The sequence below is a fragment of the Mesorhizobium sp. M9A.F.Ca.ET.002.03.1.2 genome, assembly GCF_003952365.1.
GTDB lineage: Bacteria > Pseudomonadota > Alphaproteobacteria > Rhizobiales > Rhizobiaceae > Mesorhizobium.
This window is the reverse complement of sequence record NZ_CP034443.1, coordinates 849,342-875,506: the sequence shown is the minus strand read 5'-3', so window position 1 is coordinate 875,506 and position 26,165 is coordinate 849,342. Positions and strand designations below refer to the sequence as shown.

At 62.7% G+C, this 26,165-nt stretch carries 28 protein-coding genes and 1 pseudogene; 15 read left to right on the top strand and 14 right to left on the bottom strand.

Features of this window, described 5'->3' with window-relative positions:
* The first annotated feature begins 228 nt into the window (after nucleotides 1-228).
* The 4 genes from xylF (at nucleotide 229) to EJ066_RS04350 (ending at nucleotide 5,440) form a co-directional block, all read left to right on the top strand.
* Nucleotides 229-1,269, top strand: a complete 1,041-nt coding sequence (xylF, locus tag EJ066_RS04365) for a D-xylose ABC transporter substrate-binding protein (RefSeq protein WP_126035248.1) — start codon at nucleotides 229-231, stop codon at nucleotides 1,267-1,269.
* Nucleotides 1,270-1,431: 162 nt separating this feature from the next.
* Nucleotides 1,432-2,763, top strand: a complete 1,332-nt coding sequence (locus tag EJ066_RS04360; protein ID WP_126035246.1) for a sugar ABC transporter permease — start codon at nucleotides 1,432-1,434, stop codon at nucleotides 2,761-2,763.
* Nucleotides 2,764-2,858: 95 nt separating this feature from the next.
* Complete coding sequence (locus tag EJ066_RS04355) at nucleotides 2,859-3,653, top strand: ATP-binding cassette domain-containing protein (RefSeq protein WP_126035245.1); 795 nt, start codon at nucleotides 2,859-2,861, stop codon at nucleotides 3,651-3,653.
* 143 nt (nucleotides 3,654-3,796) lie between these two features.
* On the top strand, nucleotides 3,797-5,440 hold the full coding sequence (locus EJ066_RS04350; protein WP_126035243.1) for a CHASE domain-containing protein: 1,644 nt from the start codon (nucleotides 3,797-3,799) through the stop codon (nucleotides 5,438-5,440).
* Nucleotides 5,441-5,550: 110 nt separating this feature from the next.
* Here the strand turns inward: EJ066_RS04350 and EJ066_RS04345 are convergent, their stop codons facing one another.
* The 6 genes from EJ066_RS04345 to EJ066_RS04320 all read right to left on the bottom strand — a co-directional run bounded on the left by EJ066_RS04345 (nucleotide 5,551) and on the right by EJ066_RS04320 (nucleotide 9,032).
* Entirely contained in the window at nucleotides 5,551-5,793 is a 243-nt protein-coding gene (locus EJ066_RS04345; protein WP_126035241.1) for a YMGG-like glycine zipper-containing protein, read from the bottom strand.
* Nucleotides 5,794-5,872: 79 nt separating this feature from the next.
* Complete coding sequence (locus EJ066_RS04340; RefSeq protein WP_126035240.1) at nucleotides 5,873-6,199, bottom strand: hypothetical protein; 327 nt, start codon at nucleotides 6,197-6,199, stop codon at nucleotides 5,873-5,875.
* A gap of 108 nt (nucleotides 6,200-6,307) precedes the next feature.
* Nucleotides 6,308-6,490, bottom strand: a complete 183-nt coding sequence (locus EJ066_RS04335) for a hypothetical protein (RefSeq protein WP_126043743.1) — start codon at nucleotides 6,488-6,490, stop codon at nucleotides 6,308-6,310.
* A 146-nt stretch (nucleotides 6,491-6,636) separates the two neighbouring features.
* Complete coding sequence (locus tag EJ066_RS04330) at nucleotides 6,637-7,668, bottom strand: PAS domain-containing sensor histidine kinase (protein ID WP_126035238.1); 1,032 nt, start codon at nucleotides 7,666-7,668, stop codon at nucleotides 6,637-6,639.
* 156 nt (nucleotides 7,669-7,824) lie between these two features.
* Complete coding sequence (locus EJ066_RS04325; RefSeq protein ID WP_126035236.1) at nucleotides 7,825-7,992, bottom strand: DUF1328 domain-containing protein; 168 nt, start codon at nucleotides 7,990-7,992, stop codon at nucleotides 7,825-7,827.
* A gap of 245 nt (nucleotides 7,993-8,237) precedes the next feature.
* Complete coding sequence (locus EJ066_RS04320) at nucleotides 8,238-9,032, bottom strand: response regulator (protein ID WP_126035234.1); 795 nt, start codon at nucleotides 9,030-9,032, stop codon at nucleotides 8,238-8,240.
* A 234-nt stretch (nucleotides 9,033-9,266) separates the two neighbouring features.
* On the opposite strand from EJ066_RS04320, the gene EJ066_RS04315 reads away from it, so the two are divergent.
* A complete protein-coding gene (locus EJ066_RS04315; RefSeq protein ID WP_126035232.1) occupies nucleotides 9,267-9,461 on the top strand; it encodes a NepR family anti-sigma factor in 195 nt (64 codons plus the stop codon).
* A 3-nt stretch (nucleotides 9,462-9,464) separates the two neighbouring features.
* Nucleotides 9,465-10,016: an RNA polymerase sigma factor gene (locus EJ066_RS04310; protein WP_126035230.1), complete on the top strand. Its 552-nt coding sequence runs from the start codon at nucleotides 9,465-9,467 to the stop codon at nucleotides 10,014-10,016.
* A 21-nt stretch (nucleotides 10,017-10,037) separates the two neighbouring features.
* Here the strand turns inward: EJ066_RS04310 and EJ066_RS04305 are convergent, their stop codons facing one another.
* Nucleotides 10,038-10,418, bottom strand: coding sequence for a response regulator (locus EJ066_RS04305; protein ID WP_126035228.1), 381 nt, complete (start codon nucleotides 10,416-10,418; stop codon nucleotides 10,038-10,040).
* 147 nt (nucleotides 10,419-10,565) lie between these two features.
* Here EJ066_RS04305 and EJ066_RS31730 point away from each other — a divergent pair.
* From EJ066_RS31730 to EJ066_RS04290, 3 genes and pseudogenes are all read left to right on the top strand, one after another.
* A pseudogene (locus EJ066_RS31730) lies at nucleotides 10,566-10,676 on the top strand (Crp/Fnr family transcriptional regulator); the annotation flags it as partial.
* A 132-nt stretch (nucleotides 10,677-10,808) separates the two neighbouring features.
* Nucleotides 10,809-11,135 carry a DUF883 family protein gene (locus EJ066_RS04295; RefSeq protein WP_126035226.1) on the top strand — a complete coding sequence of 109 codons (327 nt, stop codon included), beginning with the start codon at nucleotides 10,809-10,811 and terminating at the stop codon, nucleotides 11,133-11,135.
* Between the two features lie 11 nt (nucleotides 11,136-11,146).
* Entirely contained in the window at nucleotides 11,147-11,611 is a 465-nt protein-coding gene (locus EJ066_RS04290; protein ID WP_126035224.1) for a hypothetical protein, read from the top strand.
* A gap of 133 nt (nucleotides 11,612-11,744) precedes the next feature.
* Here the strand turns inward: EJ066_RS04290 and EJ066_RS04285 are convergent, their stop codons facing one another.
* A complete protein-coding gene (locus tag EJ066_RS04285) occupies nucleotides 11,745-13,277 on the bottom strand; it encodes an HWE histidine kinase domain-containing protein (RefSeq protein ID WP_126035222.1) in 1,533 nt (510 codons plus the stop codon).
* A gap of 145 nt (nucleotides 13,278-13,422) precedes the next feature.
* Between EJ066_RS04285 and EJ066_RS04280 the strand changes: the two genes are divergently transcribed.
* Nucleotides 13,423-13,623, top strand: coding sequence for a hypothetical protein (locus tag EJ066_RS04280; RefSeq protein WP_126035220.1), 201 nt, complete (start codon nucleotides 13,423-13,425; stop codon nucleotides 13,621-13,623).
* A gap of 29 nt (nucleotides 13,624-13,652) precedes the next feature.
* Here the strand turns inward: EJ066_RS04280 and EJ066_RS04275 are convergent, their stop codons facing one another.
* Nucleotides 13,653-14,573 carry a diacylglycerol kinase family protein gene (locus tag EJ066_RS04275; RefSeq protein WP_126035218.1) on the bottom strand — a complete coding sequence of 307 codons (921 nt, stop codon included), beginning with the start codon at nucleotides 14,571-14,573 and terminating at the stop codon, nucleotides 13,653-13,655.
* A gap of 297 nt (nucleotides 14,574-14,870) precedes the next feature.
* Here EJ066_RS04275 and EJ066_RS04270 point away from each other — a divergent pair, with 297 nt between their 5' ends.
* Nucleotides 14,871-16,292, top strand: a complete 1,422-nt coding sequence (locus EJ066_RS04270; RefSeq protein ID WP_126035216.1) for a PRC-barrel domain-containing protein — start codon at nucleotides 14,871-14,873, stop codon at nucleotides 16,290-16,292.
* Between the two features lie 51 nt (nucleotides 16,293-16,343).
* Here the strand turns inward: EJ066_RS04270 and EJ066_RS04265 are convergent, their stop codons facing one another.
* Nucleotides 16,344-17,924 (bottom strand): alkaline phosphatase family protein, encoded by a 1,581-nt coding sequence (locus EJ066_RS04265; protein ID WP_126035214.1) that lies wholly within the window; start codon nucleotides 17,922-17,924, stop codon nucleotides 16,344-16,346.
* A 233-nt stretch (nucleotides 17,925-18,157) separates the two neighbouring features.
* Here EJ066_RS04265 and EJ066_RS04260 point away from each other — a divergent pair, with 233 nt between their 5' ends.
* The 4 genes from EJ066_RS04260 (at nucleotide 18,158) to EJ066_RS04245 (ending at nucleotide 21,381) form a co-directional block, all read left to right on the top strand.
* Complete coding sequence (locus tag EJ066_RS04260) at nucleotides 18,158-19,090, top strand: VOC family protein (RefSeq protein WP_126035212.1); 933 nt, start codon at nucleotides 18,158-18,160, stop codon at nucleotides 19,088-19,090.
* 101 nt (nucleotides 19,091-19,191) lie between these two features.
* Nucleotides 19,192-19,815: an alpha/beta hydrolase gene (locus tag EJ066_RS04255; RefSeq protein ID WP_126035210.1), complete on the top strand. Its 624-nt coding sequence runs from the start codon at nucleotides 19,192-19,194 to the stop codon at nucleotides 19,813-19,815.
* Nucleotides 19,816-19,818: 3 nt separating this feature from the next.
* Nucleotides 19,819-20,118, top strand: coding sequence for a GNAT family N-acetyltransferase (locus EJ066_RS04250; protein WP_126035208.1), 300 nt, complete (start codon nucleotides 19,819-19,821; stop codon nucleotides 20,116-20,118).
* Nucleotides 20,119-20,322: 204 nt separating this feature from the next.
* Nucleotides 20,323-21,381, top strand: coding sequence for a dipeptidase (locus tag EJ066_RS04245; protein WP_126035206.1), 1,059 nt, complete (start codon nucleotides 20,323-20,325; stop codon nucleotides 21,379-21,381).
* Nucleotides 21,382-21,399: 18 nt separating this feature from the next.
* Here EJ066_RS04245 and EJ066_RS04240 read toward each other — a convergent pair whose 3' ends face one another.
* The 4 genes from EJ066_RS04240 to EJ066_RS04225 are packed head-to-tail and all read right to left on the bottom strand — an operon-like array spanning nucleotide 21,400 to nucleotide 26,132.
* A complete protein-coding gene (locus tag EJ066_RS04240) occupies nucleotides 21,400-21,660 on the bottom strand; it encodes a hypothetical protein (protein WP_126035204.1) in 261 nt (86 codons plus the stop codon).
* Nucleotides 21,661-21,662: 2 nt separating this feature from the next.
* Complete coding sequence (locus EJ066_RS04235) at nucleotides 21,663-22,910, bottom strand: aminomethyltransferase family protein (protein WP_126035202.1); 1,248 nt, start codon at nucleotides 22,908-22,910, stop codon at nucleotides 21,663-21,665.
* Between the two features lie 53 nt (nucleotides 22,911-22,963).
* Nucleotides 22,964-24,526: an NAD(P)/FAD-dependent oxidoreductase gene (locus EJ066_RS04230; protein WP_126035200.1), complete on the bottom strand. Its 1,563-nt coding sequence runs from the start codon at nucleotides 24,524-24,526 to the stop codon at nucleotides 22,964-22,966.
* Entirely contained in the window at nucleotides 24,513-26,132 is a 1,620-nt protein-coding gene (locus EJ066_RS04225) for an NAD(P)/FAD-dependent oxidoreductase (RefSeq protein ID WP_126035198.1), read from the bottom strand. Before EJ066_RS04225 ends, EJ066_RS04230 begins: the two co-directional genes overlap by 14 nt.
* Nucleotides 26,133-26,165 lie beyond the last annotated feature (33 nt).

Here is a 26,165-nt window from a genome sequence, read left to right as displayed (position 1 = left end):
GGAAGCCGTCGGCAATGTCCGACAAATACTGGCAGAAGCCGACAGCCCTGTCATTATTTATTCCGAGTCTCGAAAAAACGCCGGTGGGACATCAAAATCCATCAGAATTGATGTTGACAGCGCTTCGGCGTTGGATCAGTATTTTTTCGAGGCCCGAAAAAATAGAGCCTTTTGTGCCGGCCTTCGGGCCAGTTTGGTCGCGCCGCACGTGGTGCAGGGAGGAATATCATGAAGAGATTCGCAGCCGCCATCCTGGCGGGGGCCGCCATGTCGCTGACGCTCACGTCGGCCGCACAGGCGAAGGACAAAGTCATTGGCGTTTCGTGGTCGAACTTCCAGGAAGAGCGTTGGAAGACCGACGAAGCCGCCATGAAGACGGCGATCGAGGCCGCCGGCGACAAGTATATTTCCGCCGATGCGCAATCCAATCCCGGCAAGCAGTTGACCGATGTCGAGAGCCTGATCTCGCAGGGCGCCAACGCGCTGATCATCCTTGCGCAGGATGCCTCGGCCATTGGGCCAGCGGTGCAGAAGGCGCTGGACGAAGGCATTCCGGTCGTCGGCTATGACCGGCTGATCGAGAACAAGGATGTCTTCTATCTGACCTTCGACAATCAGGAAGTCGGCCGTATGCAGGCCCGCGAAGTGTTCAAGGCAGCGCCGGAAGGCAATTACGTCTTCATCAAGGGCTCGGGGGCCGATCCGAATGCCGATTTTCTGTTCGCCGGCTCTATGGAAGTGCTCAAGGATGCCATCGACAGCGGCAAGATCAAGAATGTCGGCGAGGCCTATACGGACGGCTGGCTTCCCGCCAACGCCCAGAAGAACATGGAACAGTTCCTGACCGCCAACGACAACAAGGTCGATGCGGTGGTTGCCGCCAATGACGGCACCGCCGGTGGCGTCGTCGCCGCGCTGACGGCGCAGGGCCTGGCCGGATCCGTCCCGGTGTCGGGCCAGGACGGCGACCATGCAGCGCTGAACCGCATCGCGCTCGGCACACAGACCGTATCGGTGTGGAAGGACGCGCGCGAACTCGGCAAGAACGCTGCCGAGATCGCCTCGCAGCTTGCCGACGGCAAGCAGATGACCGACATTGCGGGCGTGACGGACTTCACCACTCCGGGCGGCAATGCCGTCAAGTCGCTGTTCCTGACGCCGATTGCCATCACCAAGGACAATCTCAACGTGGTCATCGACGCCGGCTGGATCACGAAGGACGCGGTCTGCGCGGGCGTCGCCGCCGGCAGCGTTGCGGCCTGCAACTGATCTCGACCACTTCGCAAGCAAACGAACGCCGCGGCTGTCAGGTCGCGGCGTTTTTTCAAGAGGCTTTCCGCTTCAAATGACTTCCGCTTCAAATGATTGGGGAAAGCCGATAGCATCGTGTTCCGGCATCCGCGCCAGACGGCAACCCGGTGGGAGGACTTCATGACCGACACGGCATCCAACCCACCGGCCGCCAAAACGGCCGAAGACCGGGCGCGAGAATCCGAACTCAGCGCCGTCGGACGGTTCCTCAAGGCAACCGAACTCGATGTACGCATGCTCGGCATGGTCGGCGCGCTGCTGGTCATCTGGGTTGGGATCCACTTCCTGTCGGGCGGGCTTTTCCTCACGCCGCGCAATCTCTGGAACCTGTCGGTGCAGACCTCCTCGGTCGCGATCATGGCGACCGGGATGGTGCTGGTCATCGTGATGCGCAACATCGATCTTTCAGTCGGCTCCGTCGAAGGCGTGATCGGCATGGTGATGGGCGTGGCGCAGGCCGAATTCCTCGTCCGCGTCATGGGATTCCAGCTTGGAAGTCCCTGGATATGGATCATCGCACTGGCTGCCGGTGTGGCGCTCGGCCTCATGATCGGCGCGCTCCAGGGCTTCATCATCGCCTATCTCGAGGTTCCTGCCTTCATCGTGACGCTGGGCGGGCTGCTGATCTGGCGTGGCATGGCGTGGCTGATGACGAGCGGGCGCACCGTCGCGCCGCTGGACGCCACCTTCCAGCTCATGGGTGGCGGGCCGCGCGGCTCGATCGGGGCAACCGCGAGCTGGATCGTCGGCGTCCTCGCCTGTGTGGCCGTCGCCTTCACGCTGCTCAACGGCCGGACGCAGCGCAAACGGTTCAAATTTCCACTGCGCCCCGTCTGGGCGGAAATCTTTCTCGGCGTGGTTGCTTGCGCCGCCATCCTTGGCGCCGTCCGGATCGCCAATTCCTATCCCTGGCCGGTCGGCATCGTGCGCCGGTACGCCCAGCAGAACGGCATCACCGTCCCCGAAGGTGGCCTGTTCATCGCCCATGGCATCGCCATACCGGTGCTGATGGCGGTCGCTGTGGGCATCGTCATGACCTTCATCACCAGGCGCACCCGTTTCGGCCGCTATGTCTTTGCCATCGGCGGCAACCCGGAAGCGGCGGAACTCGCCGGCATCAACACGCGCTGGGTGACCATGAAGGTGTTCATGATCATGGGCGTGCTGGCCGCGATCAGCGCGGCGATTGCGTCGGCCCGCCTCAATGCGTCGACCAATGCGCTGGGTACGCTGGACGAGTTGCTGGTCATCGCCGCAGCCGTTATCGGCGGTACGTCGCTTGCCGGCGGCTCCGGCACGGTGCTCGGCGCCATGCTGGGCGCACTCCTGATGCAGTCGTTGCAATCCGGCATGGTGTTGCTCGGCATCGATTCACCGCTTCAGAGCGTCGTCGTCGGTGCCGTCCTGGTGATCGCCGTCTGGCTCGACACCGTCTACCGCAAGCGGGTCTGAGCATGATTCCGAACCGAAGGTCCGCGTCCGCGGAAAGTGGATACCGGTATACGGACAAGATCATGCTCAAGCAAAAACCATAGGGAGGAACGATCATGGCTGACACAACTGCTCCCACGCCACTGATCGATATGCGCAACATTTCGATTGCCTTCGGTGGCATTCGCGCCGTCGACGATGCGTCGATCGACCTTTTCCCGGGCGAGGTGGTGGCGTTGCTCGGCCACAACGGCGCCGGCAAGTCGACGCTGATCAAGATCCTGTCCGGCGCCTACAAGCGCGATGCGGGCCAGATCTTCGTCAATGGTGAAGAGGCTTCGATCTCCAATCCGCGCGACGCCAAGAAATACGGCATCGAGACGATCTACCAGACGCTGGCGCTCGCCGACAATGTCGACGCCGCCGCCAACCTCTTCCTCGGCCGCGAGCTGATGACCGGCTGGGGCACGCTCGACGATGGCGCCATGGAGGCCGAGGCACGCAAGGTTATGGGCAGGCTCAATCCCCGTTTCCAGCGCTTCAAGGATCCGGTGATCAAGCTTTCAGGCGGCCAGCGGCAGTCGGTGGCGATCGCGCGCGCCATCCTGTTCAACGCCCGCATCCTGATCATGGACGAGCCGACGGCGGCACTGGGGCCGCAGGAAACGGCGCAGGTCGGCGAACTGGTCATGCAGCTCAAGGCCGACGGCATCGGCATTTTCCTGATCAGCCACGATATCCATGATGTGTTCGAGCTTGCCGACCGCGTCTGCGTGATGAAGAACGGTCAGGTTGTCGGCACGGCGCGCACGAGCGACGTGACCCAGGACGAGGTGCTCGGCATGATCATTCTGGGCAAGTGTCCGCCTGGCGCCATTCCGGGACCTGGTGCACTGAAGATCGCCGCCTGAAGCTTAAAATAAGCCGGCTAAATACTGCCTATGTGGCCGGCCACATGATGTGCCAGCCATCACGATGGTTTGGCCGCGCCATTGTGTTGGCGCGGGGACTTGCGCATAAAGGTCTGGAAACCGTTCATGGGCCGCGGCAGCAATTGAAGAAGTTCTTTCCGATCGTCGCTTTCATCGCCGTCGCGCTGATCAGCCTGACGATGGCGGGATTCGCCTATTTCGCCACGCAGGAAGCGGCGCGCATCAAGTTCGCGGCGACTGCGGACGACGCACTCAACCGGATCGATAGCCGAATCGACCTGCATCTGTCGCTGCTGCGATCGACGCAGGCGCTGTTCAACGCCCGCAATGGCGGCATTTCGCGGGGCGAGTTCAAGGCATTCTTCAGCGCGCTCGATATTGGCGGCAATTTCGCCGGCCTGCGCGGCATCGGCTTTCTCCGTTTGGTGAGAACCGGCGACGAGGCAACGGTCGAGCGTGCCATCCTGCACGACTATGGCGCCAGCCATGTGATCTATCCGGCTACGACGACGCTGCCGTGGCGCACGCCCATCGTACAGTTCGAGCCGTTCGACGCGTCCAGCCAATCCAGCATCGGCTACGACATGTTCACCGAACCGGTGCGGCGCGAGGCGATCGAAAAGGCGATGGCCGACGACCAGCAGCATGCAAGCGGGCGCGTGCAGCTTGGCCAGGAAACGGGTGCTGCGCAGACCTTCACCGGCTTCCTGGTCTTCGTGCGGCTCAACGTCGAAACCGCGCCGGACGGCATCAATGCATCCACATCCTCGACATCGGGCTTTCTCTATGCGGCCTTCCGCGCCCGCGACCTGTTCCAGACCGCGCTCAGCCGGACGCCGCTGCTGCCGGTCAACATCGAGATCTATGACGGCAAGGTGGACGCCGACAATCTTCTGTTCCAGTCGGAGACGCCACCGGTGTCGACCTTCGGCGAAAAGCTGCTGGTTACCCGCGAGATCACCGTCGCCGGCCGTCCGTGGACCGTCCTGTTCAGGCCGACAAGCGCCTTCTCGCAACCCTCGTCGCGCGCCATTCCGGTGATGCTCGGCCTGTTCGGGCTGCTGCTCGCGGGCACCATCGCGCTGGTGGCACGCTATCAGGAGCGGGCTTATGACGCGGTCTCCCTGCTTCACGAGACGACGGAAAAGAGCCTGCTCGAAAAAGACCTGATGCTGCAGGAGATGAAGCATCGTATCAAGAATTCGATCACGCGAGTGTTGGCGATCGCGCGCCAGACGGCGTCGCACGCCACCGACGTCCACGAGTTCTCGTCCTCTTTTTCGGCCCGGCTGCAAGCGATGGCGGCTTCCCAGGACATGCTGACGCGCTCGCGCTGGCAGAAGGCCGATCTCGGCGATCTCCTGCGCATCGAGCTTGGCCAGGTGTTCGGCAAGGAGCTTCCCGAGGGGATAATGTCGGGGCCAGAGGTGCTGCTCGACGAGACGACGACGCAAGCGCTCGGCCTGACCTTTCACGAACTGGCGACGAACGCGCTGAAATATGGCGAAGCCGGCAATTCGGCCAATAACCGAAAGGGCGACTGGGCGCTCAAGGTCGACTGGTCGGTCGAAGGCCGCAGGCGCGACAGGACGCTGGTTCTCAACTGGCGCGAAGCGGGCCAGACGAAGCTCGAAGCACCTGTCAAAACTGGGTTTGGCACCAAGCTGATCGATTTGAACGTCACGCGCGAATTGCGCGGTACGATCAATCGCGATTTTTACGGTGGCGGGTTGAACGTGGAAATCAGGATTCCACTGTCGGACTGATGTCGGGCTGAAACGGGCAATCGCTGCCGCGGACGAACCCGTTCCGGCACAAAGAAGCGGAGAACCGGACGAGCCGGTCTCCGCTTCTGTTTATGTGTCTTTGAAGCGGATCAGCAGCGGGCCGTATAGAGGCGGCCACGGTTGTCGCGGTACTGGCAATAGCCATTGCGCAGGTTGCGCACCAGCAGGCCGGAACCGGCACCGACGGCTGCACCGACGAGCGCACCCCTGCCGCCGCCAATCAGGCCGCCGGCAAGAGCGCCGACACCGGCGCCGACGCCGACGTCCTGCTCGGTGGTGCTGCAACCGCTGACCGCGACCACGGCAACCATCGCAATAATCATCTTCCGCATAAAGTTACTCCTCGCTTTTGTCCTCGCTTGTAGTCCGATCCGTCATTTATCATGCGAAAAAGGTTTTGCCTGCTCGATTTCACTGTTGGCTAAGAGAATCTTTTTCAGGGCGCGCGCCGTTCGAGGCAACCACAAGGTTGGAAATCTCCACGGAAGCGTCGAGCGTGCCGTCCGGACGCACATTCCAGACGATCTGGTCGTAATCATCCTCCAGCGCCGGATCGACGGAAAGGCATTTGGCAATTATACGCGGAGCCTGACCCTCCACGTCGACCAAGGCGAACGGGCGCTCGGCGGTGCATTCCCGAGCGGTTTCGAAAACGCTCACTGATATGGGCAGTTCACGGCACTCGGTCATCGTGTTCGAACAGCCGATGACCAGCAGCACGGCAGCGATGTGTTCCATGGCGACGGTCCTTTCGCCATAGGAACGGGCCACATCCGCCAAAGTTCCTGCGAGGCAGACTGTCGCGCGATCAATTGGAGAAACACGCCGCCGGCCATTTTGGGTGCTCTAGATTAATTGGTGCGCGACGATCAGGGCTGTCAGCACGACCAGCGCAAAGGCGGCAAAGCGGAGGAACGGCTGAGAAGCAATATGCGACGGCATGGCGGATGCTTCGAGGTCCTGAAACCCGCCCATCGAAACGCGTGCGGCCTGTTCCAGCCTGTTGATGTCGGCAACCGTCAAAGCCATCTCTCCTGTGCTGCGCAGCGAACTGCGACCGAAAACGTCATGCGGAGTGGTCTGGGAAAACAGCATCGGACTTTATGGTGAACAGGTGGTTAAAGCCAGCGCGGTCAGTATCGATCCCGGCCCCCTTTGGCTCGGCTGTTGTCCGTTCAATCCGTCTCGAAATTGCCGCGAGGAACGACAAGGCGATACTCGAGGCGGCCCTCGGTGATTTCAAGTGTCGCCGTCCCGTTCAACGACGCAGGCACGACGCGCTCGAGCGCGACGCTGCCAAAACGCTTCTCGCTGGGCTGATTGTCGTTGGTTCCGATGGCTTCGGCCCATACCAGTGACAGGGCGGTTTCGCCAGCGGAAGCGGCCGTGAGATCGGCCGTCACCTCGACGAATCCGTCGGCTCGCGACAGAGCGCCGTAGCTGACCGAATTGACGGCAAGCTCGTGCATGGCCAAGCCGATATGCAGGGCGGCATTGGGGTTGAGGTATGGATTTGCACCCCGGAAACGCAGGCTGCGCAGGGGATCGGCCCCATAGCGGCCGACCTGGCCGGACACCAGTTCGCGCAGTGCCGCTCCGCGCCAGTTGGACGAAGTCACCAGATCCTGGGACGAGGCAAGCGACTGCAGCCGGCCACGAAAGCGTGTCAGGAAATCAGTGAGCGTGCCCGAATAACGGCTGGTCTGGGTGGCGATGCTCTGGATGATGGCCAAAAGGTTCTTCGAACGGTGGCTGACCTCGCGCAGCAGCGTCTTCAGGGTCTGCTCGCGACGTTTCTGTTCGGTCGTTTCGACCATGGTGGTGACGACGCCCTGCACGGCGCCGCCGTCGTCGTGATCCGCATCTACCCATACCTGGAACCAGCGAACGCCATCGTCGGCGGGAATGCTGAGCTCAAGATGCTCCGGATTGCCGGATGCGACGACGTTGCGTTTGGCCGCACCGATGCGCTCCGCCTGTGCCGGCGGCAAGATGCCGCTGTCGACCGCATCGGAAGCCCATGGCGGACGCATATTGCGGGCCCAGACGGTTTTCATCTCGCGATCCTGATAGAGAACCGAAATGCCTGCATTGCGCAGCGCATGGAGAAGGGCCCGGCCAAGCTGCATTCCGGCCTCGGCAGGACGCAGAGCGATGATCTCATCACTCCGTCCGCGATCTTTCATGTCTCCGGTTCTGGATTGCATCAGCATTTCATCCGCCCAATTCAGGCTGAACGGCTGACGGAAAAATGGGTTCCCAAAAGAGGTCCGCCGAGCGACGTCCCGTTGAAGGACACCGCCCGGCGGTAGCTGGAAACCGCTTGAGGGGTGCGGTTCCCAGTGTTCGATCGCACCTGGCCTTCACGAAGCCCGTTTGAACAAGCCAGCGATAAGGGAAATGACCAGGAAAGCGAGAAAAACGAAAAACAATATCTGCGCTATGCCGGCCGAGGTGCCGGCAATGCCGCCGAAACCGAGAGCGCCGGCAATGATCGCTACGACGAGAAATACGAGCGCCCAGTAAAGCATGATCCATCTCCTTCGAATGGTACGGCAAAAACGCCGTTCGTTGCCGTTTGTTCCACCATTTGCCGAAAAAGACGATCCCTGGAAAGCTTTCCGTTCGAGGCGCAGGAGACGGGCCGGCCGCAACGGCCAGCGTCATTTTCGATCTTTGGAAAATGGGGCAATCCGTGGAAAACGGGCGATCTGTGGAAAGCGAGCGGCCTGCGGAAAACGGGGCGGCCCGGCGAGGTTGGGCCTACCCCGGTTTGCTATGCAGCGGCTTTCGCATGCCGGTCAAAGAACAGCGCCTGGCTGATCAGGGCCTTGACCATGTCCGGATTGAACGGCTTGGTGACGAGGAAAGCCGGCTCCGGCCGCTCGCCGGTCAGAAGGCGCTCGGGAAAGGCAGTGATGAAGATCACCGGCACCGGCGTGGACGACAGGATCTCGTTCACTGCTTCGATGCCCGAGCTGCCGTCGGCAAGCTGGATGTCGGCCAGCACCATCCTTGGTCGCGTCTTTTTGAACATCATCACCGCCTCGGCGTGGGTACGCGCAGTCCCGACGACGCGATGGCCCAGGCTTTCGACCATCTGTTCGATGTCCATGGCGATCAGCGGCTCGTCCTCGATGATCAGCACATCGGTTGCCACCTGGCGGGAAATCTCGTTGCTGGCCTCGGCGAGAAGTTCGGAGAACTCCTGATCGTCTACGTCGAGGATTTCCGCCGCCTCGTCTTCGCTGAAACCTTCGACGGCGACCAGCAGGAAGGCCTGGCGGGGGCGGGGTGAGATCGCGTTCAGGTTGGCGGCGGCGCGCTGTTCCCACGCCGACTGCGGTTGCTCTTGCGGAACGCGGATGGCGACCGAGGTGAACAGCCTGGCGAAGACCTTGTAGAGCGCGATGCGGTCGTTCGAGGCGTCCGGAAAGATGTCGACGTCGGCGATGATGGCTTCGAGCATCGCGGCGACCAGCGCGTCGCCACTCTCCTGCGATCCGGAAACGGCCCGCGAGAAGCGGCGCAGGAACGGCAGGTGCGGGGCGATGGTTGCGGATAGGCTCATGGTGGACGTCTCCCTCTGACGTGATTGCATGTATTGCTGACCAAGCCGATTGCTAGCCCTGAGAATAAACCCTGGAGACAAAAACGCTGGCTTTCCGAAAAAGTTCCGGTGTCGTGGAACTAATATAAGGGGACGGCGTTTGAGGTCGGGATGGGCAACCAGACGGGGGTGTCGCTTGCTTTGCGTCGTATTGAAGGCGGCAGGGTGCTGGGAACATAAGGGCGAAATGAAGACATGACGAAAGATACCATGGCTGGCGCTGCAAAAAGGCGCCGGGCTGCTTCCGGCGACCCGCTCGGGCCAAACTCGGAAATCGGCCGCAAACTCAAACAATATTACGACGAGCTGGTCTCCGACAATGTGCCGGATCGCTTCGCCCAATTGCTCAGCCAGTTGGAACGGGCCCAACCTGCACGGAAAAAGGACTGAGGCATGGCGGCCGTCTCCCAGAGCTTCAAGACCGATCTGCTCGCCTCGATTCCGAGCCTGCGGGCCTTTGCCGTGTCGTTGACGCAAAACGCCGACAAGGCCGACGATCTTGTGCAGGAAACGCTGGTCAAGGCCTGGGATAAGCATGAAAGTTTCGAGCCGGGCACCAATCTGAAGGCATGGCTGTTCACCATCCTGCGCAATGAATTCTATTCGCAGATGCGCAAGCGCGGCCGCGAGGTGCAGGACAGCGACGGCATCATGACGGCCAGGCTAGCCGTCCATCCGGCCCAGCACGGCCAGCTCGACCTCAAGGATTTTCGTGGCGCGCTCGAGCAATTGCCCGAGGACCAGCGCGAGGCCATCATCCTCATCGGCGCTTCGGGCTTTTCCTACGAGGAAGCCGCCGAGATCTGCGGCTGCGCGGTCGGAACGATCAAGAGCCGCGTCAGCCGTGCCCGCACCCGGCTGCAGGAAATCCTGAAGATTTCCGGCGAAGACGAGTTTGGCCCGGATGCGATCTCGGCTCAGGTGACGGGGTCGAACGCCGCCTGAATACGGACCCGTTTCCGGACCTCAAACAAGAGGTCCGCGCCCGCACGCCGCCGCCACCGCCTCCACGAGATCGTCTCCCGAATAGGGCTTGGCAACCAATCTGATATCCGGAAAGGACACCTTGATTTCATCCATGTCCGAATAGCCCGAGGCGAAGACGAAAGGCACGCCCGATTCGCGCAGCCGTGAAGCGAAATCGAGCGTCGAAGCGCCGCCCAGCATGAGGTCGACGATGGCCGCATCGAATAGCGAGGCAACGCTCTTGCGGTCGATCTCAGCCAGATCGCGGGCGATGACCACATCGCCGGCGCCATAGTCGCGGCAAAGCTGCTCGACATCCATGGCGATCAGGAATTCATCCTCCAGAACAAGAATCCGCAGTCCGTCAAGCAGTCGGGGCACGTGGCAATGTCTCCTTGAAGCGCAGGGAATAGGGGAGTCATGATCTCTATTTGGCGTCCTGTCATTTAAAGTTATTTGGCATCCTGTCATTTAAAAATGACATGCCCGTCGCGGACGGCGGAACCTCGATCCTTCAACGAGGCGACCCGCAAGCTGATCCCCTGGCGGGACGGCGGCTGCGAGGTGGTCGACAGCGAAGGGCTCAAGGAACTCGCCCGCTGGGAGGGGTTGAGCGAAGATCGCCGACCACTGATTTGAAGGCCCGGCCAAATACGTTCGCGCCGGGCTGGACTCGCCTGCGGAAACGCCCTTTCATGGGCTCTTGTTCCGATCTAGGAACCTTGGCGTGTATCGGGCGTTTGAAATCAAGCGAACGCAAGGAGTTAAGCAATGGCGACTGCCGCAGGAAAGACCGCAAACGAAAGCCGGGCGAATTCGGACCTCGAGGCTGACATCAGGCAATTGAAAGCCGATATCGAAAAACTCACCAAGCAATTGGCCAAGACCGGCGAACATGGCTATGGGACGGCCCGCCGGGCTGCCGTTGAAGGTGTCGAGCAATTGCGCGCCCAGGGCGAAGCAGCCTTCGACACCGTGCGCAGCAACGCCAAGGACATCGAGGCGCAAATAACGGCGAGCGTGCGCGAAAAGCCGGTGACGTCGCTGGCGATCGCGGCGGGCGTCGGCTTTCTGTTCGCGCTTCTCGCACGCCGCTAGCCCTAACCCAGATGGCAATGCTGGCATCGCTGATTTCGGGCCTGGCCTCGGGTGAAATTGCTGCAGCCGTGCGCCGCGCGCGCACGGCTGCAATCGTCTATGCGCTCGCAGCACTTGCGGCACTGTGCGGCCTCGGTTTCCTCGTCGGAGCGTCCTATGTCTGGGTAGCGGGCCGCTATGGGCCGATGGCAGCCTGCATCGGTTTCGGGGTCGGCTTCCTTGTGATCGCAGGGCTCCTCCTGCTCATCCATCAGCTGTCGGCCGGTGCCCGCAACCGACGCCGGGCGCAGAGGCGCAATGCCGACATGAAGGCAATCGGCATCACGGCCGCGCTCGCCGTGCTGCCGATACTGCTCAAGGGGAGAGGCGGCCTGGGCACCATTCTCGGCCCGGCGATTGCACTCGCCGCCTATGCCATCTACCGCGAGAACGTGAAGCCCGACGCCGACAATTCGGATGCCGGCGAAGCGAAATAACCCGAAACTGTTCTTGTTCCTGTTTGACCATGTTCTCGCCCGAAATCCGGGCGCCACTTTTCGCTGCGCCTGAAGGCGTCGTGCGATTGCGCTTTAGGTTCTTGTCTTAATGCATGCCCAAACCGCTGCGCCGTTACTTCGACAGGTCCTCCAGCGGCATCGATATTTCGGCGAACACGCCTTCCGGCCGGAATTCATGGGTCACTTCGCTGGAGATGACCTTGGCCAGGCTTCGGCGGATCAGGATCGAGCCGAAGCCATGGCGTTCGGGCGAGGCAACTTCAGGGCCGCCGCTTTCGCGCCAGGTCAGCACCAGACGCCGTGCGCCTTTCCGGCCCTGTGCCTTCCAGTCGAGATCGACCTTGCCCGCGGCCGCCGACAGCGATCCGTATTGCAGCGCGTTGCTGGCAAGTTCATGCAGGATCAGGCCAAGCCCGACAGCCTGGTCGGGTGAAAGCAGGAGGTCGGCGCCCGAGATCGTCATGCGCGGCTGTTCGGCGGTGTCGAACGGTTTGACCTCGACCTGCACGAGTTCGCGAATGCCGATGCCGCGCCACTCGCGGTCGGACAGCAGGCTGTGAGCGGCGCCCAGCGCCTGAAGCCTGGCGCTGAAGGCTTCGAGGAACTCGCTCGGCCGGCGGGCATGGCGAACGGTTTGCGTCGCCAGCGCCTGCACGGTCGCCAGCGTATTCTTGACGCGATGGTTCAGCTCGCGCAGCAAGAGCCGTTGCCGCTCGTCGCCGAGCTTGCGTTCGGTGACGTCGTAATTGACGCCGAAGATCAGCGTCGGCTTGCCGTCGCCGTCACGCTCGATGACACGGCCGCGCGTAGCAACCCAGCGCGGCGGGCTGAAACCCTTGACGCGGTATTCGCCAAAATAGTCGTCGCCGCTGGCCAGCGCGTCGCGAAAGTGCGTCTCGGTCTGGTAGACGTCGCGCGGGTCGATGGCGGCAACGATGTCTCGCGCCCTCAGCCGGTTCGAGCGCGGCAAGCCGAACAGCTCGGACAGCCGGACATCGCATTCGATCATATCGGTGTGGATATCCCATGCCCAGCTGGCGAGCGAGGCGGCATCGAGCGCGATGGCGCGCCGCTTTTCCTCGCGCGCCAGCGCCGCTGCGGCGCTGGCGCCGTTGCGGGTGGCGTCCTTCAATGCGAACAGGCTGGCGGCGAGACTGGCGAGCGCCGTCAACTGTCCGAGTTCGGCGGCAGACGGGGACGCGCGCGGCTTCCGGTCGAAGACGCAGAGCGTGCCGATCCGGGCGCCGGCCACCACAATCGCCGCACCGGCATAGAAACGGACATGGTGCTTGCCGGTGACCAGAGGGCTGGCGCTGAAACGTGTGTCCGCGGTCGCATCGGTCACCACCATCGGCTCGTCGCCGGCGGCAATGGCATGGGCGCAGAAAGATGTATCGGTGGCGGCCTCGGTCTCATCCAGGCCGACACAGGATTTGTACCATTGCCGCTCGACGTCGAGCAGTGTCACCAGCGCGATAGGCACCTGCATGGCCGCGGCGGCGAGCCCACTGATATGGTCGAAGTCAGGATCGGCCGCCGTGTCGAGTGCATCGAGACCGTGGAGTACGGCAAGTCGATCCTGCGCCCTTAGCACGCTAAGGACATCGACCGGCAGATTTGGCTTTTTCTCTACCCGGCTATCCACAAGCCCCCCAAATTCATCGGCTTGCAGCCAATCGCGCCAGGCCGGCTGCCTGGCTCTGAAACCGGAACCTTCGCCTTGAGGAACCGTTACCCAAGCACGTTTTGCCAGCCGCGCCCGCTGGCGCCAAACGACATGGAGGCCCATCATGCCCAAGATCGTTCCTGAAGACAAAGCCCGCCAGGGACGCTGGGGGTGGCACACTCTCCGTATCTTGATCGCCGCGCTGCTTTTGGCGTTTATCGCCTGGGGCATCGCGGAGATTTACGGCAACATGATAGACAAGACGCCGCCTACCGAACAGGGCGAGCTCCCCAGGAACGAACAGGGCGAGATTCCCCAAGGCTGAAGCCCGACGATCGACCGTGGCGGGCCGCATCACGCGGCCTTCGCTTGGGCAGCGCGCGCCGGGACGAGAACATTTAGCGCGCCGGGATGGATTTCGAGCGTCGTTTCGCGGTCAAGCCTGATCAGTTCACCATCCAAGACGGCGCGGAATCGCTTGGCTGCCGAGTGGATTTTCAAAACGACCCGGTTGGCCTGGTGGATTTCGACATGCCCGCTGTCGCGCCATTTGCCGCGCGCCATATCGAAGAGGAACCGGACCAGTTCGCCACGCTGCCGCGCCACTGTGATATAAATGCCGAGCACGCCGCCGGCGGGATTGTCGGCATAGGGCAGGTGACCCTCACCGAACAGATTGTTGGTGACGCCGATGCCGGTGGTGCGCGTCATAATTTCGGTTTCGCCGATTGTCAGCGTCACTTTCATTGCCGACGGGTTCTTGATCGTCGCCCAGGCAGCCCGTACCGAGGCCCGCATCTTCCCCAGCCGCGAGCCAAACTCCATGTTTTGGCGAAGCTGGACCATCCTGGCATGCATGCCGATCGAGAACTGATGTACGAAAGGTCGGCCGTTGGCGGTTGCCATATCAACTGCGATGACCTCGCCGTCGGCAAAGGACTTCACCGCCGCGTCAAGGGTCTGCGGGATGCCGAGCCCGCGCGCGAACAGGTTCATCGTGCCGGCCGGCAATATGGCAAGCGCCGTTTTCCTGCCCATCAACCTGGCCGCTGCGGCCGAAATGGTGCCGTCGCCACCGCCGGCCAGCACGATGTCGATGCCGGGCTTCGAAGCGACGCTGTCCAGCGTTGCGACGATATCCTTGCCGGCAACGACGTCGATGTCGATGCAATGACCTGCTGCCTCCAACGTCCGGCGCATCTGGTCCGAGAAGGCGAAAAGATCAATCGTTCGCAAGGTGCCGCCCTCCTGGTTCAGCACCGCCGCAAATCGCATACCCCTCTCCGTTTTTTCTTGGCAACCATGGGCAACCATTGGCCGGGACAAACCCAGCCACAGGCTGAAACGGGGCGGTTAAAAAAAGGTTCCGTAAGCTCTGACGAAAATACAGGAGCGCGGTTTTGCCGGTGGAATGCATGCATAAGCGCGATTTAGACGGATTTTTGCGGCGTTCGCCATGGTGTTTCGGAACAACGGCGTGGTCACAACGTTGTGACATGTGAAGACGCTGCGCCCGATCTTTCCATGGCTCAATTGGGCGCGGCGCACATGAAATCACGAGGAGAGATGATCATGGTACGCACCCTTTTAGCCACGACCGCACTCACAATGCTGATCGCAACAGGCGCTTATGCGCAATCGGAGACAACTCCGGCCCCAGCGCCGCCTGCCACTCAGGAAGCTGCACCGGTCGTGCAGCGCGCCGAGGGCAGCCTTGTCACCAACATCATTGGTGAATCGGTCTATAACGGCACAGGCGACGACGCCGAGAACATCGGCATGGTGAGCGATGTCGTCTTCGATGAAAACGGCCAGGCAAAATCCATCGTCATCGGCGTTGGCGGCTTCCTTGGCGTCGGCGCCAAGAACGTCGCTTTCGACTACGACAAGCTGGAATGGGCCGAACGGAACGGCGATCGTTGGCTGATCGCCAAAACGACAAAGGATGAGTTGACGGCTCAGCCGGACTTCGACCGCAAGCCCTATGATCCGGCTCCTGCGGCCACCGACACCACGGCCACGGCTCCTGCCGCCCCTGCTGGCTCAACCGATACTACCGCACAGAACGCTCCGGCGGCTCCGGCCGAACCCCCGGCGGCTCCGGCCGAGCCCGTGAAGCGCGCCGACGGCAATCTTGCCACCAACATCGTCGGCGAAACCGTTTACAACGGCACCGGCGACGACGCTCAGAACATCGGCGACGTGAACGACATCGTCCTGGCCAAGGATGGCAAGGCCGAGTCGCTGATCATTGGCGTCGGCGGCTTCCTTGGCATCGGCGAAAAGAACGCAGCCTATCAGTTCGACAAGGCCCAGTGGGCCGAGAAGAACGGCGATCGCTGGCTCGTTGCCCAGACCACGAAGGAGGAACTGGAGGCGTTGCCGGATTTCGACCGCAAGCCTTATGATCCCGCCCCGGCGACCACCGCATCCAATGACGCGGCGGCGCCTCAGCCGGTGACGACCACCCCTGCCGTCACCCCGGCGGACCAGACGGCCGAGGCTCCGGCTCCAGCGCCGGCGGATCAGACGGCGGAGGCTCCGGCGGCAACGCCTGATACCGCTGCTCCCGCCCCGGCGGACAAGACAGCCGAGGCTCCGGCTGCTGCAACGCCTGACGCCCCCGATCAGACGCAGACCGCGGCGATCGACAAGTCGGCACTGACCGAAATGCCGGTCGACGAGATCCGGTCCGAGGACCTGGTTGGAACCACCGTTTATGGCGCCAATGATGTCAATGTCGGCGAGATTGGCGACATCGTGCTGACGGGCGACAAGAAGGTCGATGCCGTCATTATCGACGTCGGCGGCTTCCTCGGCGTTGGCGAGAAGGAAGTGGCGGTCGGCATGGACAACCTCAAATTCATGACGGACAAGGACGGCAAGACGTACTTGTACACGACCTTCACCAAGGAGCAGCTCGAGGCGCAGGTCGCCTACGACAAGGGCAGCTATGCCGAGAAGCGCGACGAGCAGCGCATGATCATGCGCTAGTTCGCTCCACCGACGAAGAAAGGCCCGCGCCGGCAACGGCGCGGGCCTTCTTCATGGCTGGAAAGGTAGCAGGCCTGCGACGTGGCCGGCGACGCCATCCTCGGTCAGTTCGGCAAGCGCCAGCGACTGGTCGAGATGTTCGGCCCGCCAGGCAAGCAGCCTTTCGGCAAGCTCCAGCCGGGCGCGCAGATAGGCCGGGTCGGCGGCGATATTGGTCAGTTCGTCTCGATCCCTCTCGAGGTCGAAAAGCAGCGGCGGCAGGCCGCCGCCGAAATGGACATATTTGAATTCTTTCGTGCGGATGACGGCCAGATTGCACTGGCGCGGACCGATGCCGAAATGGCGCTCGGCGTGACCGTCGGCAATCGAGCGGAAATCGAACTCCCAATGCGCGGCCTCGCGCCAGTTGTCCGGCTCCCTGGCATCCAGGAACGGCTTCAGCGATTGTCCGTCGAGATGCGGCGGCGTTTCCTCGCCAAGCAGATCGAGCAATGTCGGCGCTATGTCCACCGCCTCGGTGAAGCGGTCGACGCCGGCGCCGGCCGCTTTGCGGCGGCGCGGGTCGCGGATGATCAGCGGGATATGAAAACTGCCGTCGAAGAAGCCGCCCTTGCCCAGCATGAAATGGTCGCCCATCATCTCGGCATGGTCGGAGGTCAGTACGATGATGGTGTCGTCCCAGGCATCCGCTGCCTTGACCGCTTGCCAGATGCGGCCAAGCTGCGCATCGACCTCCGAGATCATGCCGTAATAGAGCGCGCGGATGCGGCGAAAATCGTCGTCGCTCCAGCCGCGCACCTTGCCTTCGTCGCCGGGGCGGAATTTTGCCCGCTCCTGCTGGTCAAGATCATAGGCAAGGTAGGGGTGACTTTCCGCCTCGGCCTGCCAGCTCGCGGCGCGGCGAAAGGCTGTACCGTCGGCCGGATCATACATCGTGTTGTAAGGCTCCGGCACGATGAAGGGCGGATGCGGGCTGATGAAGGAAAGATGCGCGAACCATGGCGTGTCACGCTCCTGTTCGCCAAGCCAGCGAACGAATTCGCCGGTCAGGAAAGCGGCAGGGGTTTCGTCCTTCGAGTAGACGGGCGGCGCGTCGGTCACCGCGCCTTCCATCCCGCCGCCATGGATCTCGTTCGCCGGGCGATGGATGTCGGGAAAGCCGGTGCCGGTATCGACGCCGCGCGCCTTGAGCCAGGACAGCCATGGTTTCTGGTGCTCCGGCAGGAGTTGGCGCACGGTGAAGCCGGGCAGCACGCCTTCGTAGCTTTTCAGCCGCGGGTCGCCTGGCGCCAGAGCGCGCGGATCGGGCGACACGTCGGTGTAGCCGAACAGCGTCGGATCATAGCCGAGGCCGCGCAACGAAAGCGCGATGTTGCCGTGGCGGGCGTCGAGCGGCGTGCCATTGCGGCAAACGCGGTTGTTCATCTGGTAAAGGCCGGTGTAGAGGCAGGCGCGCGCCGGCGAGCAGGGCGCCGCCCCGCCATAGTGTTTTCTGAACAGTACGCCCTCGGCAGCGAGCGCGTCGACGTTCGGAGTCCGCACCACCGGATGATCGACAGCCGACAGGCAGTCGCCGCGCCACTGGTCGCAGGTGATCAGGAGAATGTTCGGGCGCCTGCCTTTTCCGGCCAATCGCTGTATCCTTCCCGATCGTTGTATCTTCATTGAAGCGTGCCGCTCATGGAGCCGAATTTTTGCGGCGACGCAAGCAGAAGGTTTCGCCAAATAGTGAACGACAGCCGTTTTATTGTTCACTCCTAGAGCACAGTCCATTCTGTGTTTGCGGCCTTTGCCGCCGGCTGGCGGGTCCTCATATTGGCGTGGACAGCGGCATGGGCCGCACAGGACAAGGAAGGAGCAGAAAGATGCTCAACCAGATCAAAGGCCTGCATCACGTCACCTCGATGGCGAAGGATGCACGCCAGAACAATGAATTCTTCACCAGGAAGCTCGGCCTGCGCCGGGTCAAGAAAACCGTCAATTTCGACGCGCCGGATGTCTACCATCTCTACTATGCTGACGAGATCGGCACGCCCGGTTCGGTGATGACCTATTTTCCGTTCCCCAACATCGGCAAGGGCCGCCATGGCGTCGGCGAAGTCGGTACCACGGTCTATTCGGTACCCGAAGGCACGCTCGCCTATTGGGAAAAGCGTTTTGCCGATGAAGGCGTGACGGGCCTTTCGCGCGAAGAGGCCTTCGGGGAGAAGCGTCTCGCCTTCGCCGGCCCCGACGGCGATGGTTTTGCGCTGGTCGAGAACAAGGCGGACACCAGAGCGCCGTGGGCGAAGGGCAGAGTGCCCTCCGACGAGGCGATCCGCGGCTTTCATTCGGTTTCGCTCAGATTGAGGGATGGCGGCGCCACGGAAGAGCTGCTGAAATTCATGGGCTATGAGGAAGTCGACACATCCGGCAATGTAAAACGGCTGGCGGTGAAGAACGGCAATGGCGCCAATGTCGTCGACATCGAATCGCTGCCGGGCGCTGCTTTTGCCGATCTCGGCGCTGGCTCCGTCCACCACGTCGCCTTCGCCGTCGAAAATCGAGCCAAGCAGCTCGAAGTGCGCAAGGCGCTGACGGACACGGGTTATCAGGTGACGCCAGTGATCGACCGCGACTACTTCTGGGCGATCTATTTCCGCACGCCGGGCGGCGTGCTGTTCGAAGTCGCCACCAACGAACCGGGCTTCGACCGAGACGAGGACACCGCCCATCTCGGCGAGGCGCTGAAGCTGCCGTCGCAGCACCAGCATCTCAGGCCCTATCTCGAACAGCATCTGCAGAAGCTGGAAGACTAAAAGCGCATCGCGTTCGATGAGATTGGGCGACGCCGCTTTTAGCATGTCGTTATCGCAAAACCGCTGCGCACTTTTGCGCGGCATGCATCAAGGATCAGGTCATGAGTAAAGACGCTTACATCCACAAGGTGCTGCCCGGTTCGCCGGGCGGACCACTGCTCTTCGTCTTCCACGGCACCGGGGCCGACGAGAGCCAGCTTCCGTCGCTCGGGCGCGATCTCGCGCCGCAAGCGACCATCGTCTCGCCGCGCGGCGATGTCTCGGAACAAGGTGCTGCGCGCTTCTTCCGCCGCACCGGCGAGGGCGTCTACGATATGGGCGACCTGGCGCGTGCGACGAACAAGATGGTTGGCTTCGTCACGTCGCATGTCGAGGCGGCAAAGCCTTCGTCGGTGCTTGGTCTCGGCTATTCCAACGGCGCCAACATCCTGGCCTCGGTGGTGTTCGCGGCGCCCTCGCTGTTCGACGCGGCGGTGCTGATGCACCCGCTGATCCCGTTCGAGCCGGAGATCGAGGGAAGCCTCGCCGGCCGCCGCATCCTGGTCACGGCAGGCAAGCGTGATCCGATCTGCCCGCCCAACCTGACGTCGCGGCTGGAGGCCTATTTGCGTGCCGATGGCGCCGATGTCACAGTGGAGTGGCACGACGGCGGCCATGAGGTGCGGTCGAACGAGATCGAGGCGGCGCGGCGATTCCTGTCCGCTACGCCGGTAGAAGGAGCGTAAGCAATGCCTGACCAATTGCCGGAGATCGAACTGGAGGATCGCGGTTCCAAGGGCCGTTATCTCTTGCGTGGACCCGATGGCGCCGAGGCGGAGATGACTTTCACCAAGATCGGCGAGCACCAGATCATCATCGATCATACCGACGTGCCGGATGCGTTTCGCGGCCAGGGTGCGGGGCTTCGCCTCGTCACCCGCGCCGTTGAGGACGCGCGCGCGGCGGGCAAGAAGATCATCCCACTCTGCCCGTTCGCCAACGCCCAGTTCCGTCGTCACCAGGAATGGGCAGACGTGCTGAAGCAATAGGATCCTACCCCACGTGTCTTGGCGTGCGATCACGGTTGAGGTCGGGCAGCCGCCAGAGCATCGGCATGGCATTTGCGCAGATCGCCTGTCTTTGCCTAGTGGGTAGGTGTCTTGCCTAGTGGGTAGTGTCTTGCCTAAGTAGGTATCTTGCCCGCAGCTGGCTTGCCGCCGCCTGCCCGACCAATCGAACCGAATGACCCCCTGATGACCGAAACCGATCGCGTTCCCGTCTTCGACGGCCACAACGACACGCTGCTCAGGCTCTATCAGTCGAAAGACGCGGATGTCGAAAAGCTGTTCATCGAGGGAACACCGGGTGGTCACATCGACCTGCCGCGGGCGAAAAAGGGCGGCTTTGCCGGCGGCATGTTCGCGATTTTCCCGCCGCCGGTCGAGAAATCCAGGCGCAGCGCGGTGCCACCGGCGCCAAGCGACAACGAGCCCTTGCCGTCCGAACTTACCCGCGCCGACGCGCTTCCCTCCACCATCGCCATGGCCTCGATCCTGTTCAGGCTGGAGCGGGCGTCGGCACTCACCGTCTGCCGGAGCGCCGGCGACGTGCGAAACGCGATGGCACAAGGGTCGATCGCGGCAGTGTTCCACATCGAAGGCGTCGAGGCGATCGATCCAGAGCTGACGATGCTCGACGTGCTGCACGCTGCGGGCCTGCGCTCGCTGGGCATCGTCTGGAGCCGTCCGAACGCCTTCGGCCACGGCGTGCCGTTTCGCTTTCCGTCGACGCCCGACACTGGGCCGGGCCTGACCGATGCCGGCAAGGCGCTGGTCAAGGCCTGCAACCAACTCGGCATCATGGTCGATCTTTCGCACCTCAACGAAAAGGGGTTTCGTGACGTCGCCGCAATCAGCGACGCGCCACTGGTCGCGACCCATTCCAATGTCCACGCGATCTGCGGGCATTCCCGCAATCTCACCGAATGGCAGCTCGGCGCGATCCGCGAGTCGGGTGGCATGGTCGGCTTGAATTTCGCCACCGGGTTCCTGCGCGAAGATGGCAGGATGAATGCCGATACCAGTCTCGACATCATGGTTCGGCATGTCGATTCCTTGCTGCAGGCACTGGGCGAAGACGGCGTCGGCCTCGGGTCCGATTTCGACGGCGCCATGATCCCGGCTGTGATCGGCGATGTCACCGGCCTGCCGAAGCTGCTCGATGCGTTCGCCGCGCGCGGCTTCGGGCGCGCGCTGATCGAGAAGATCGCCTACCGCAACTGGATCAGCGTATTGGAAAAGACCATAGGGTAGGGGCAACCGCCTGTTCGGTTATTCGAAACCCATACGCCTCAGCCAGTCCTGGCCGACGCCGCGGTCACGGATGATCGGCAGCGGATTTTCCGAATCCAACCGGGCGCAGATTCGGTAGACTTCCAGTGCTTCGGCACTCATCTCGCCGTGCTTGTAGAAGAACATGGCGGCTGCGTAGCGCGTGCGGCCCGACCATTTTTCGCCGAGCGGCGTGTTGATCAGTTCCCACTGTTCGGTGGTCTCGCCATCGACGTCGGGCTTGTCTGTCTCGTCGGTCATGGTCAGAAATCCGCCGGTGGATCGGCGGTGCGGCGGTCGAGCCGGATGAAGGGTCGCGGCACCACCTTGGCCCGCTTCATCAGCTTCTGGTACTGCAACTCGCGCATGGCGTAGATTTCGACCCAGAGGTCGTCGACGATCGTATCGCCGAACGGTCGCGTTAGCGAGGCGATGGCGATGTTGCGCTTGGCCATCGGCGACCACATGGCGGCGCTGATCAGCCCGACCTCCCGGCTTTTCCTGTAGTAGACGATGGCATGCTCGGCCGGAATGTTGCCTTCGATTTCCAGCCCGACCAGCACATGCCGCAGCCTGCGTCTGGCGCGAGCTTCGAGGATGGCGCGGCGGCCGTTGAAATGGCCTTTCTCGAGGTCGACCATGAAACCGAGACCGATTTCGTCCGGCATGCGCAAGCGGTCGGCGCGGATGGCGTGCTCGGAGGTGACGAAGTCGGAATTGGCGACGATCAAGCCGGCTTCGAGCCGGGCGCGGTTGAGCGCCGTGTAGCCGATGGCACGGATACCGCGTAATTCGCCAGCCGCCATCAGCCGGTCCCAAAGGCTGAGTGCCTGCTCAGGCGGCACGAACAGTTCGTAGCCGAGATCGCCGGTGAAACCGGTGCGCGAGATGGTGACTTGGCTGTTTCCCTGGGGGCTGCCGTCATGTGGGAAGTCGGCGAGGTCGAAGACCTTCAGATTTTCGATGCCGGCGAAACCGGCATCGCGCAGCACGGCGAAGGCGGTCGGTCCTTGCAATGCCAGACCGGCGACGGCTTCGGTTTCTTCTTCGACCGTCACATCGAAACCTATGGCGCTGTCGAGCAACCAGGGCAGATGCCGTTCTTGCGAGCACAGCCGGAACCGCGTCGGCGACAGGCGGAACAACGTGCCGTCGTCGAGGACGAAACCCTCGTCGTCGCACCAGGCGGTGTAGTGGACGCGGCCCGACTTCAGCTTGGTTACGTCGCGCAACGTGACGCGATTGAGGAAGGCCTCGGCGTCCGGCCCGGCGATGCGGTATTTCGTCATCGGCGAGATGTCGAACAAGGCCGCCTGGCTGCGGATGGCGAAATATTCGAGCTCCTCGTCCCACAGCGAATGCGGGGCACGGTAGCCGGCCCAATTGTACCAGTCGTTGGTCCTGGCCAGCGCATCGATGCGCGGTTGGAACGGCGTGCCGCGCCGCAAGGTGCGGAAATGGGATTGGGCAATATTACGGGCCGAAGGGTTGATGTTGAGCTGGCGGGTCATGACGACGTTCCTTCGCCGCAGAGCGCGGCCTTGTCGAAATGAACAATCATGACCTACCCCTTCATCGCGATGATGCGCCGCGCGGCATTCAAGCCGGGCGCGCCGGAAACGCCGCCGCCAGGATGCGAGCCGGCGCCGGCGAGGAACAGCCCTTCGACCGGCGTGTCATAGCCTGACCAGCCTGAGACGGGACGCGACATCAGCATCTGGTCGGCCTGCAGTTCGCCGTGGTGCCAGTGACCGCCCGGCATCCGGTAGCGTGCCTCGATGTCGGCCGGTGTCAGCAACTCGGCATGGCGCACTGTCTTGCCGATCCCGGGCGCATAGGTTTCGAGCTGGGCCATGATCGCCTTGAGGAACTTCGGCCTGCCGTCGCCCCAGCCTTCCTTGAGTGCATAGGGCGCGTATTGCACCACGGCCGACAGCACACAGGCATCGGGCGTCAGCGACGGATCGGCAAGGCTGGGCAGCGTGATCTCCATTACCGGTTCGGGCGAGAACTCGCCGTATTTCGATGGGTTGAAGGCGCGCTCGACATGATCGGGCGAGGGCGCGATGACCAGACGACCTTTGTGGCCCGCGGCATCGACGCCGGTGAATTCAGGCTGCCGGTCGAGTGCCAGATGAAGCTTTGCCGCATCGCCCTTCATGCGGATGTTTTTCACCTTGCGGACAAAGCCGGTGTCGATCTCGTGTGGCCCGACAAGGTCGAGGACAGTGGTCGCCGGATTGATGGCGGAGACGATCGTTCTGGCTCGAATTTCCTCGCCATTGTCGAGTGCAATGCCGACGGCGCGGCCCTTTTCGACAATGATCTTCGCCACGGGTGCCGCTGTTCGGATCACAGCGCCGGTCCTTTCCGCCGCTGCACGGATAGCGGCGGCGACCGCGCCCATGCCGCCCTTCGGCAGCGTCTGGGCGCCAGCGACACCACCAGTTTCCCCGGCCAGCCGATAGTAGAGACCAAGCAGCGAGGTCGGCGAGCGTGGGCCGAGATGACTGCCGAGCGTGGCATCGAAGGCGAGCAGGCCCTTCAGCCTGATGTCGGCAAGCTGCTCGTCGAGAAGGTCGGCGACGTTCATCAGCAGCACACGCAGGAAATCGCGCATGTCCTCCTTGCCGAGCTTCTTCAATGCCAGCCCGGTCTGACCGAGCGATGCCGCCTCAAGCAGCGACATGCCGCTGAGATCGGGTGGCCGTCGCGCAAGGAACGGCTTCAGGATGCCGGCATAGCGCAACAGTTGCGCACGCAGTTCCCTCCAGGCGATCTGCTCGGTGGAAGTGGCGCCGGTCAGCATCTCGCCATAGGCGCCGTGCAGGACAAGTGGCGGGCCGTCCTTCGACAGCGCCACGGACGGCACGAAGCCGCTGCGCGCAATGTCCAGCCCGTGCCTTTCCAGTTCCAGCGTCTTCACCACATCGGGATGCAGGCGGTTCAGCAGATGAGCGATGGATGAGACGCGAAAGCCCGGCGCGAATGCCTCGGTGCGCGCCGCGCCGCCGACATCGTCGGCGGCTTCCAGCACCAGCACCTTGCGGCCGCTCTTAGCCAGAACGGCGGCCGAGACGAGGCCATTGTGGCCACCACCAATGACGATTGCGTCAAATGATATCATGGGCCGGGCTCATATGCTGCTTTGGCCTGGCGAGGTCGCGCAGGATTTCGGCTGCCGCATTGCGGCCGGGTGCCCCCATGACGCCGCCGCCGGGATGGGTCGAGGAGCCGCACATATAAAGCCCGCCGACCGGCGAACGATATTGCGCGTAGCCCGGCACCGGGCGGTTGAACAGAAGCTGGTCGAAGGTCAGTTCGCCCTGGAAGATATTGCCTTCGGTGAGGCCGACCTCGGCCTCGATCTCACGCGGCGTGCGCACCTCCATATGGACGATGCGATCGCGGAAGCCGGGCGAATAAGCTGATATCTGGGCAATCACGCTTTCGGCGAAACCATCGCGGTCGGCATCGGTCCACTCGCGGCCGTTCACGTTGGGTGGCGCATATTGAACGAAGCAGCTCATGAAATGCTTGCCGGGCGAGGCCATGGTCGGGTCGAGCGTCGTCGGGATCATCATGTCCAGGAAAGGGTCGGCCGACCAGCGCCCGGCCTTCCAGTCGTCATAGGCGCGCTCCATGCGTTCCACCGAGTCGGTGAAATGCATATCGCCGCGATAGACCGGCGAATCCTTCGGCAGCGCCGGGAATTCGGGCAGCGAATCCAGCGCGATATTGACCTTGCCCGACGAGCCGCGGATCTTGAAGTTCCTGACCCGGCGCAGGAAGATGTCGGGCAATTCCTTTTCCTCGACCAGTTTGAGGAAGGTGCGTTTCACGTCGGCATTGGAAACGACGAGCTTGCCATAAATCTCCTCGCCGCCGGCCAGCACCACACCCCTGGCCTTGCCGCGCCGGACCAGCACATGATCAACCTCGGCGCCGGTGCGGATGGTTCCGCCGGAGGCCTGGAAGCTCGCCGCGAGCGCCTTGGTGACCGCGCCCATGCCGCCGCGCGCATAACCCCAGGCGCCGACGGAGCCATCGACCTCGCCCATATAATGATGCAGCAGCACATAGGCGGTGCCCGGCGACATCGGGCCCAGCGCGGTGCCGATGATGCCGGACAGCGCGAAATTCGCCTTGATGACATCGGTCTCGAAATACTCGTCGAGGAAGTCCGAGATCGACATGGTCCAGAAGCGCAGCGTCAGCGCCATTTCCTCCGCGGATAGCCCGGCGAACTTTCTGCCGAGATAGAGGAGTTCGCCAAGGTCGCGTGGCCGAAAACTGGTCGGGTCGGGTGCTGTGCGCATCAAGAGCGGCTGGATGAAGCGGCATTGCCGCGTCACGTCGCGGGCGTAGCGGTCATAAGCCTCGGCGTCACGCCTGGAAAAGCGTGCGAATTCGCGCCGGTGGGCATCGTGATCGCGGTAGTTGGCGAGATAGTCGCCGTCGCGGGTGAACACCGCGCCGCCTTCATAGGAGATCACCTGCAGCCCGAAACGCGGCAGTTCGAGGTCTCGCATGATCTCGGGACGGAACAAGGAGCAGACATAGGAGCAGTTGGAATACAGGAAACCCGGCGTCAATTCCCTGCTGGTGGCAGCGCCGCCGACCCAACCGTTCTTTTCTACGACCAGCACGTCGAGCCCGGCGCGCTGCAGGTAGCAGGCATTGACCAGACCGTTATGCCCGCCGCCGATGACGATCGCATCCCAGGCTTTCATCGTGGCCCAACCCTCATTTCTGCCCGACCCTGA

What these genes read in the sequence shown, in the direction of transcription:
- xylF (WP_126035248.1), top strand. Translation starts at nt 229, where the DNA reads ATGAAGAGATTCGCAGCCGCCATCCTGGCGGGGGCCGCCATGTCGCTG.
- EJ066_RS04360 (WP_126035246.1), top strand. Translation starts at nt 1,432, where the DNA reads ATGACCGACACGGCATCCAACCCACCGGCCGCCAAAACGGCCGAAGAC.
- EJ066_RS04355 (WP_126035245.1), top strand. Translation starts at nt 2,859, where the DNA reads ATGGCTGACACAACTGCTCCCACGCCACTGATCGATATGCGCAACATT.
- EJ066_RS04345 (WP_126035241.1), bottom strand. Translation starts at nt 5,793, where the DNA reads ATGCGGAAGATGATTATTGCGATGGTTGCCGTGGTCGCGGTCAGCGGT.
- EJ066_RS04340 (WP_126035240.1), bottom strand. Translation starts at nt 6,199, where the DNA reads ATGGAACACATCGCTGCCGTGCTGCTGGTCATCGGCTGTTCGAACACG.
- EJ066_RS04335 (WP_126043743.1), bottom strand. Translation starts at nt 6,490, where the DNA reads ATGGCTTTGACGGTTGCCGACATCAACAGGCTGGAACAGGCCGCACGC.
- EJ066_RS04330 (WP_126035238.1), bottom strand. Translation starts at nt 7,668, where the DNA reads ATGCAATCCAGAACCGGAGACATGAAAGATCGCGGACGGAGTGATGAG.
- EJ066_RS04325 (WP_126035236.1), bottom strand. Translation starts at nt 7,992, where the DNA reads ATGCTTTACTGGGCGCTCGTATTTCTCGTCGTAGCGATCATTGCCGGC.
- EJ066_RS04320 (WP_126035234.1), bottom strand. Translation starts at nt 9,032, where the DNA reads ATGAGCCTATCCGCAACCATCGCCCCGCACCTGCCGTTCCTGCGCCGC.
- EJ066_RS04315 (WP_126035232.1), top strand. Translation starts at nt 9,267, where the DNA reads ATGACGAAAGATACCATGGCTGGCGCTGCAAAAAGGCGCCGGGCTGCT.
- EJ066_RS04310 (WP_126035230.1), top strand. Translation starts at nt 9,465, where the DNA reads ATGGCGGCCGTCTCCCAGAGCTTCAAGACCGATCTGCTCGCCTCGATT.
- EJ066_RS04295 (WP_126035226.1), top strand. Translation starts at nt 10,809, where the DNA reads ATGGCGACTGCCGCAGGAAAGACCGCAAACGAAAGCCGGGCGAATTCG.
- EJ066_RS04290 (WP_126035224.1), top strand. Translation starts at nt 11,147, where the DNA reads ATGGCAATGCTGGCATCGCTGATTTCGGGCCTGGCCTCGGGTGAAATT.
- EJ066_RS04280 (WP_126035220.1), top strand. Translation starts at nt 13,423, where the DNA reads ATGCCCAAGATCGTTCCTGAAGACAAAGCCCGCCAGGGACGCTGGGGG.
- EJ066_RS04275 (WP_126035218.1), bottom strand. Translation starts at nt 14,573, where the DNA reads ATGCGATTTGCGGCGGTGCTGAACCAGGAGGGCGGCACCTTGCGAACG.
- EJ066_RS04270 (WP_126035216.1), top strand. Translation starts at nt 14,871, where the DNA reads ATGGTACGCACCCTTTTAGCCACGACCGCACTCACAATGCTGATCGCA.
- EJ066_RS04260 (WP_126035212.1), top strand. Translation starts at nt 18,158, where the DNA reads ATGCTCAACCAGATCAAAGGCCTGCATCACGTCACCTCGATGGCGAAG.
- EJ066_RS04255 (WP_126035210.1), top strand. Translation starts at nt 19,192, where the DNA reads ATGAGTAAAGACGCTTACATCCACAAGGTGCTGCCCGGTTCGCCGGGC.
- EJ066_RS04250 (WP_126035208.1), top strand. Translation starts at nt 19,819, where the DNA reads ATGCCTGACCAATTGCCGGAGATCGAACTGGAGGATCGCGGTTCCAAG.
- EJ066_RS04245 (WP_126035206.1), top strand. Translation starts at nt 20,323, where the DNA reads ATGACCGAAACCGATCGCGTTCCCGTCTTCGACGGCCACAACGACACG.
- EJ066_RS04240 (WP_126035204.1), bottom strand. Translation starts at nt 21,660, where the DNA reads ATGACCGACGAGACAGACAAGCCCGACGTCGATGGCGAGACCACCGAA.
- EJ066_RS04235 (WP_126035202.1), bottom strand. Translation starts at nt 22,910, where the DNA reads ATGACCCGCCAGCTCAACATCAACCCTTCGGCCCGTAATATTGCCCAA.
- EJ066_RS04230 (WP_126035200.1), bottom strand. Translation starts at nt 24,526, where the DNA reads ATGATATCATTTGACGCAATCGTCATTGGTGGTGGCCACAATGGCCTC.
- EJ066_RS04225 (WP_126035198.1), bottom strand. Translation starts at nt 26,132, where the DNA reads ATGAAAGCCTGGGATGCGATCGTCATCGGCGGCGGGCATAACGGTCTG.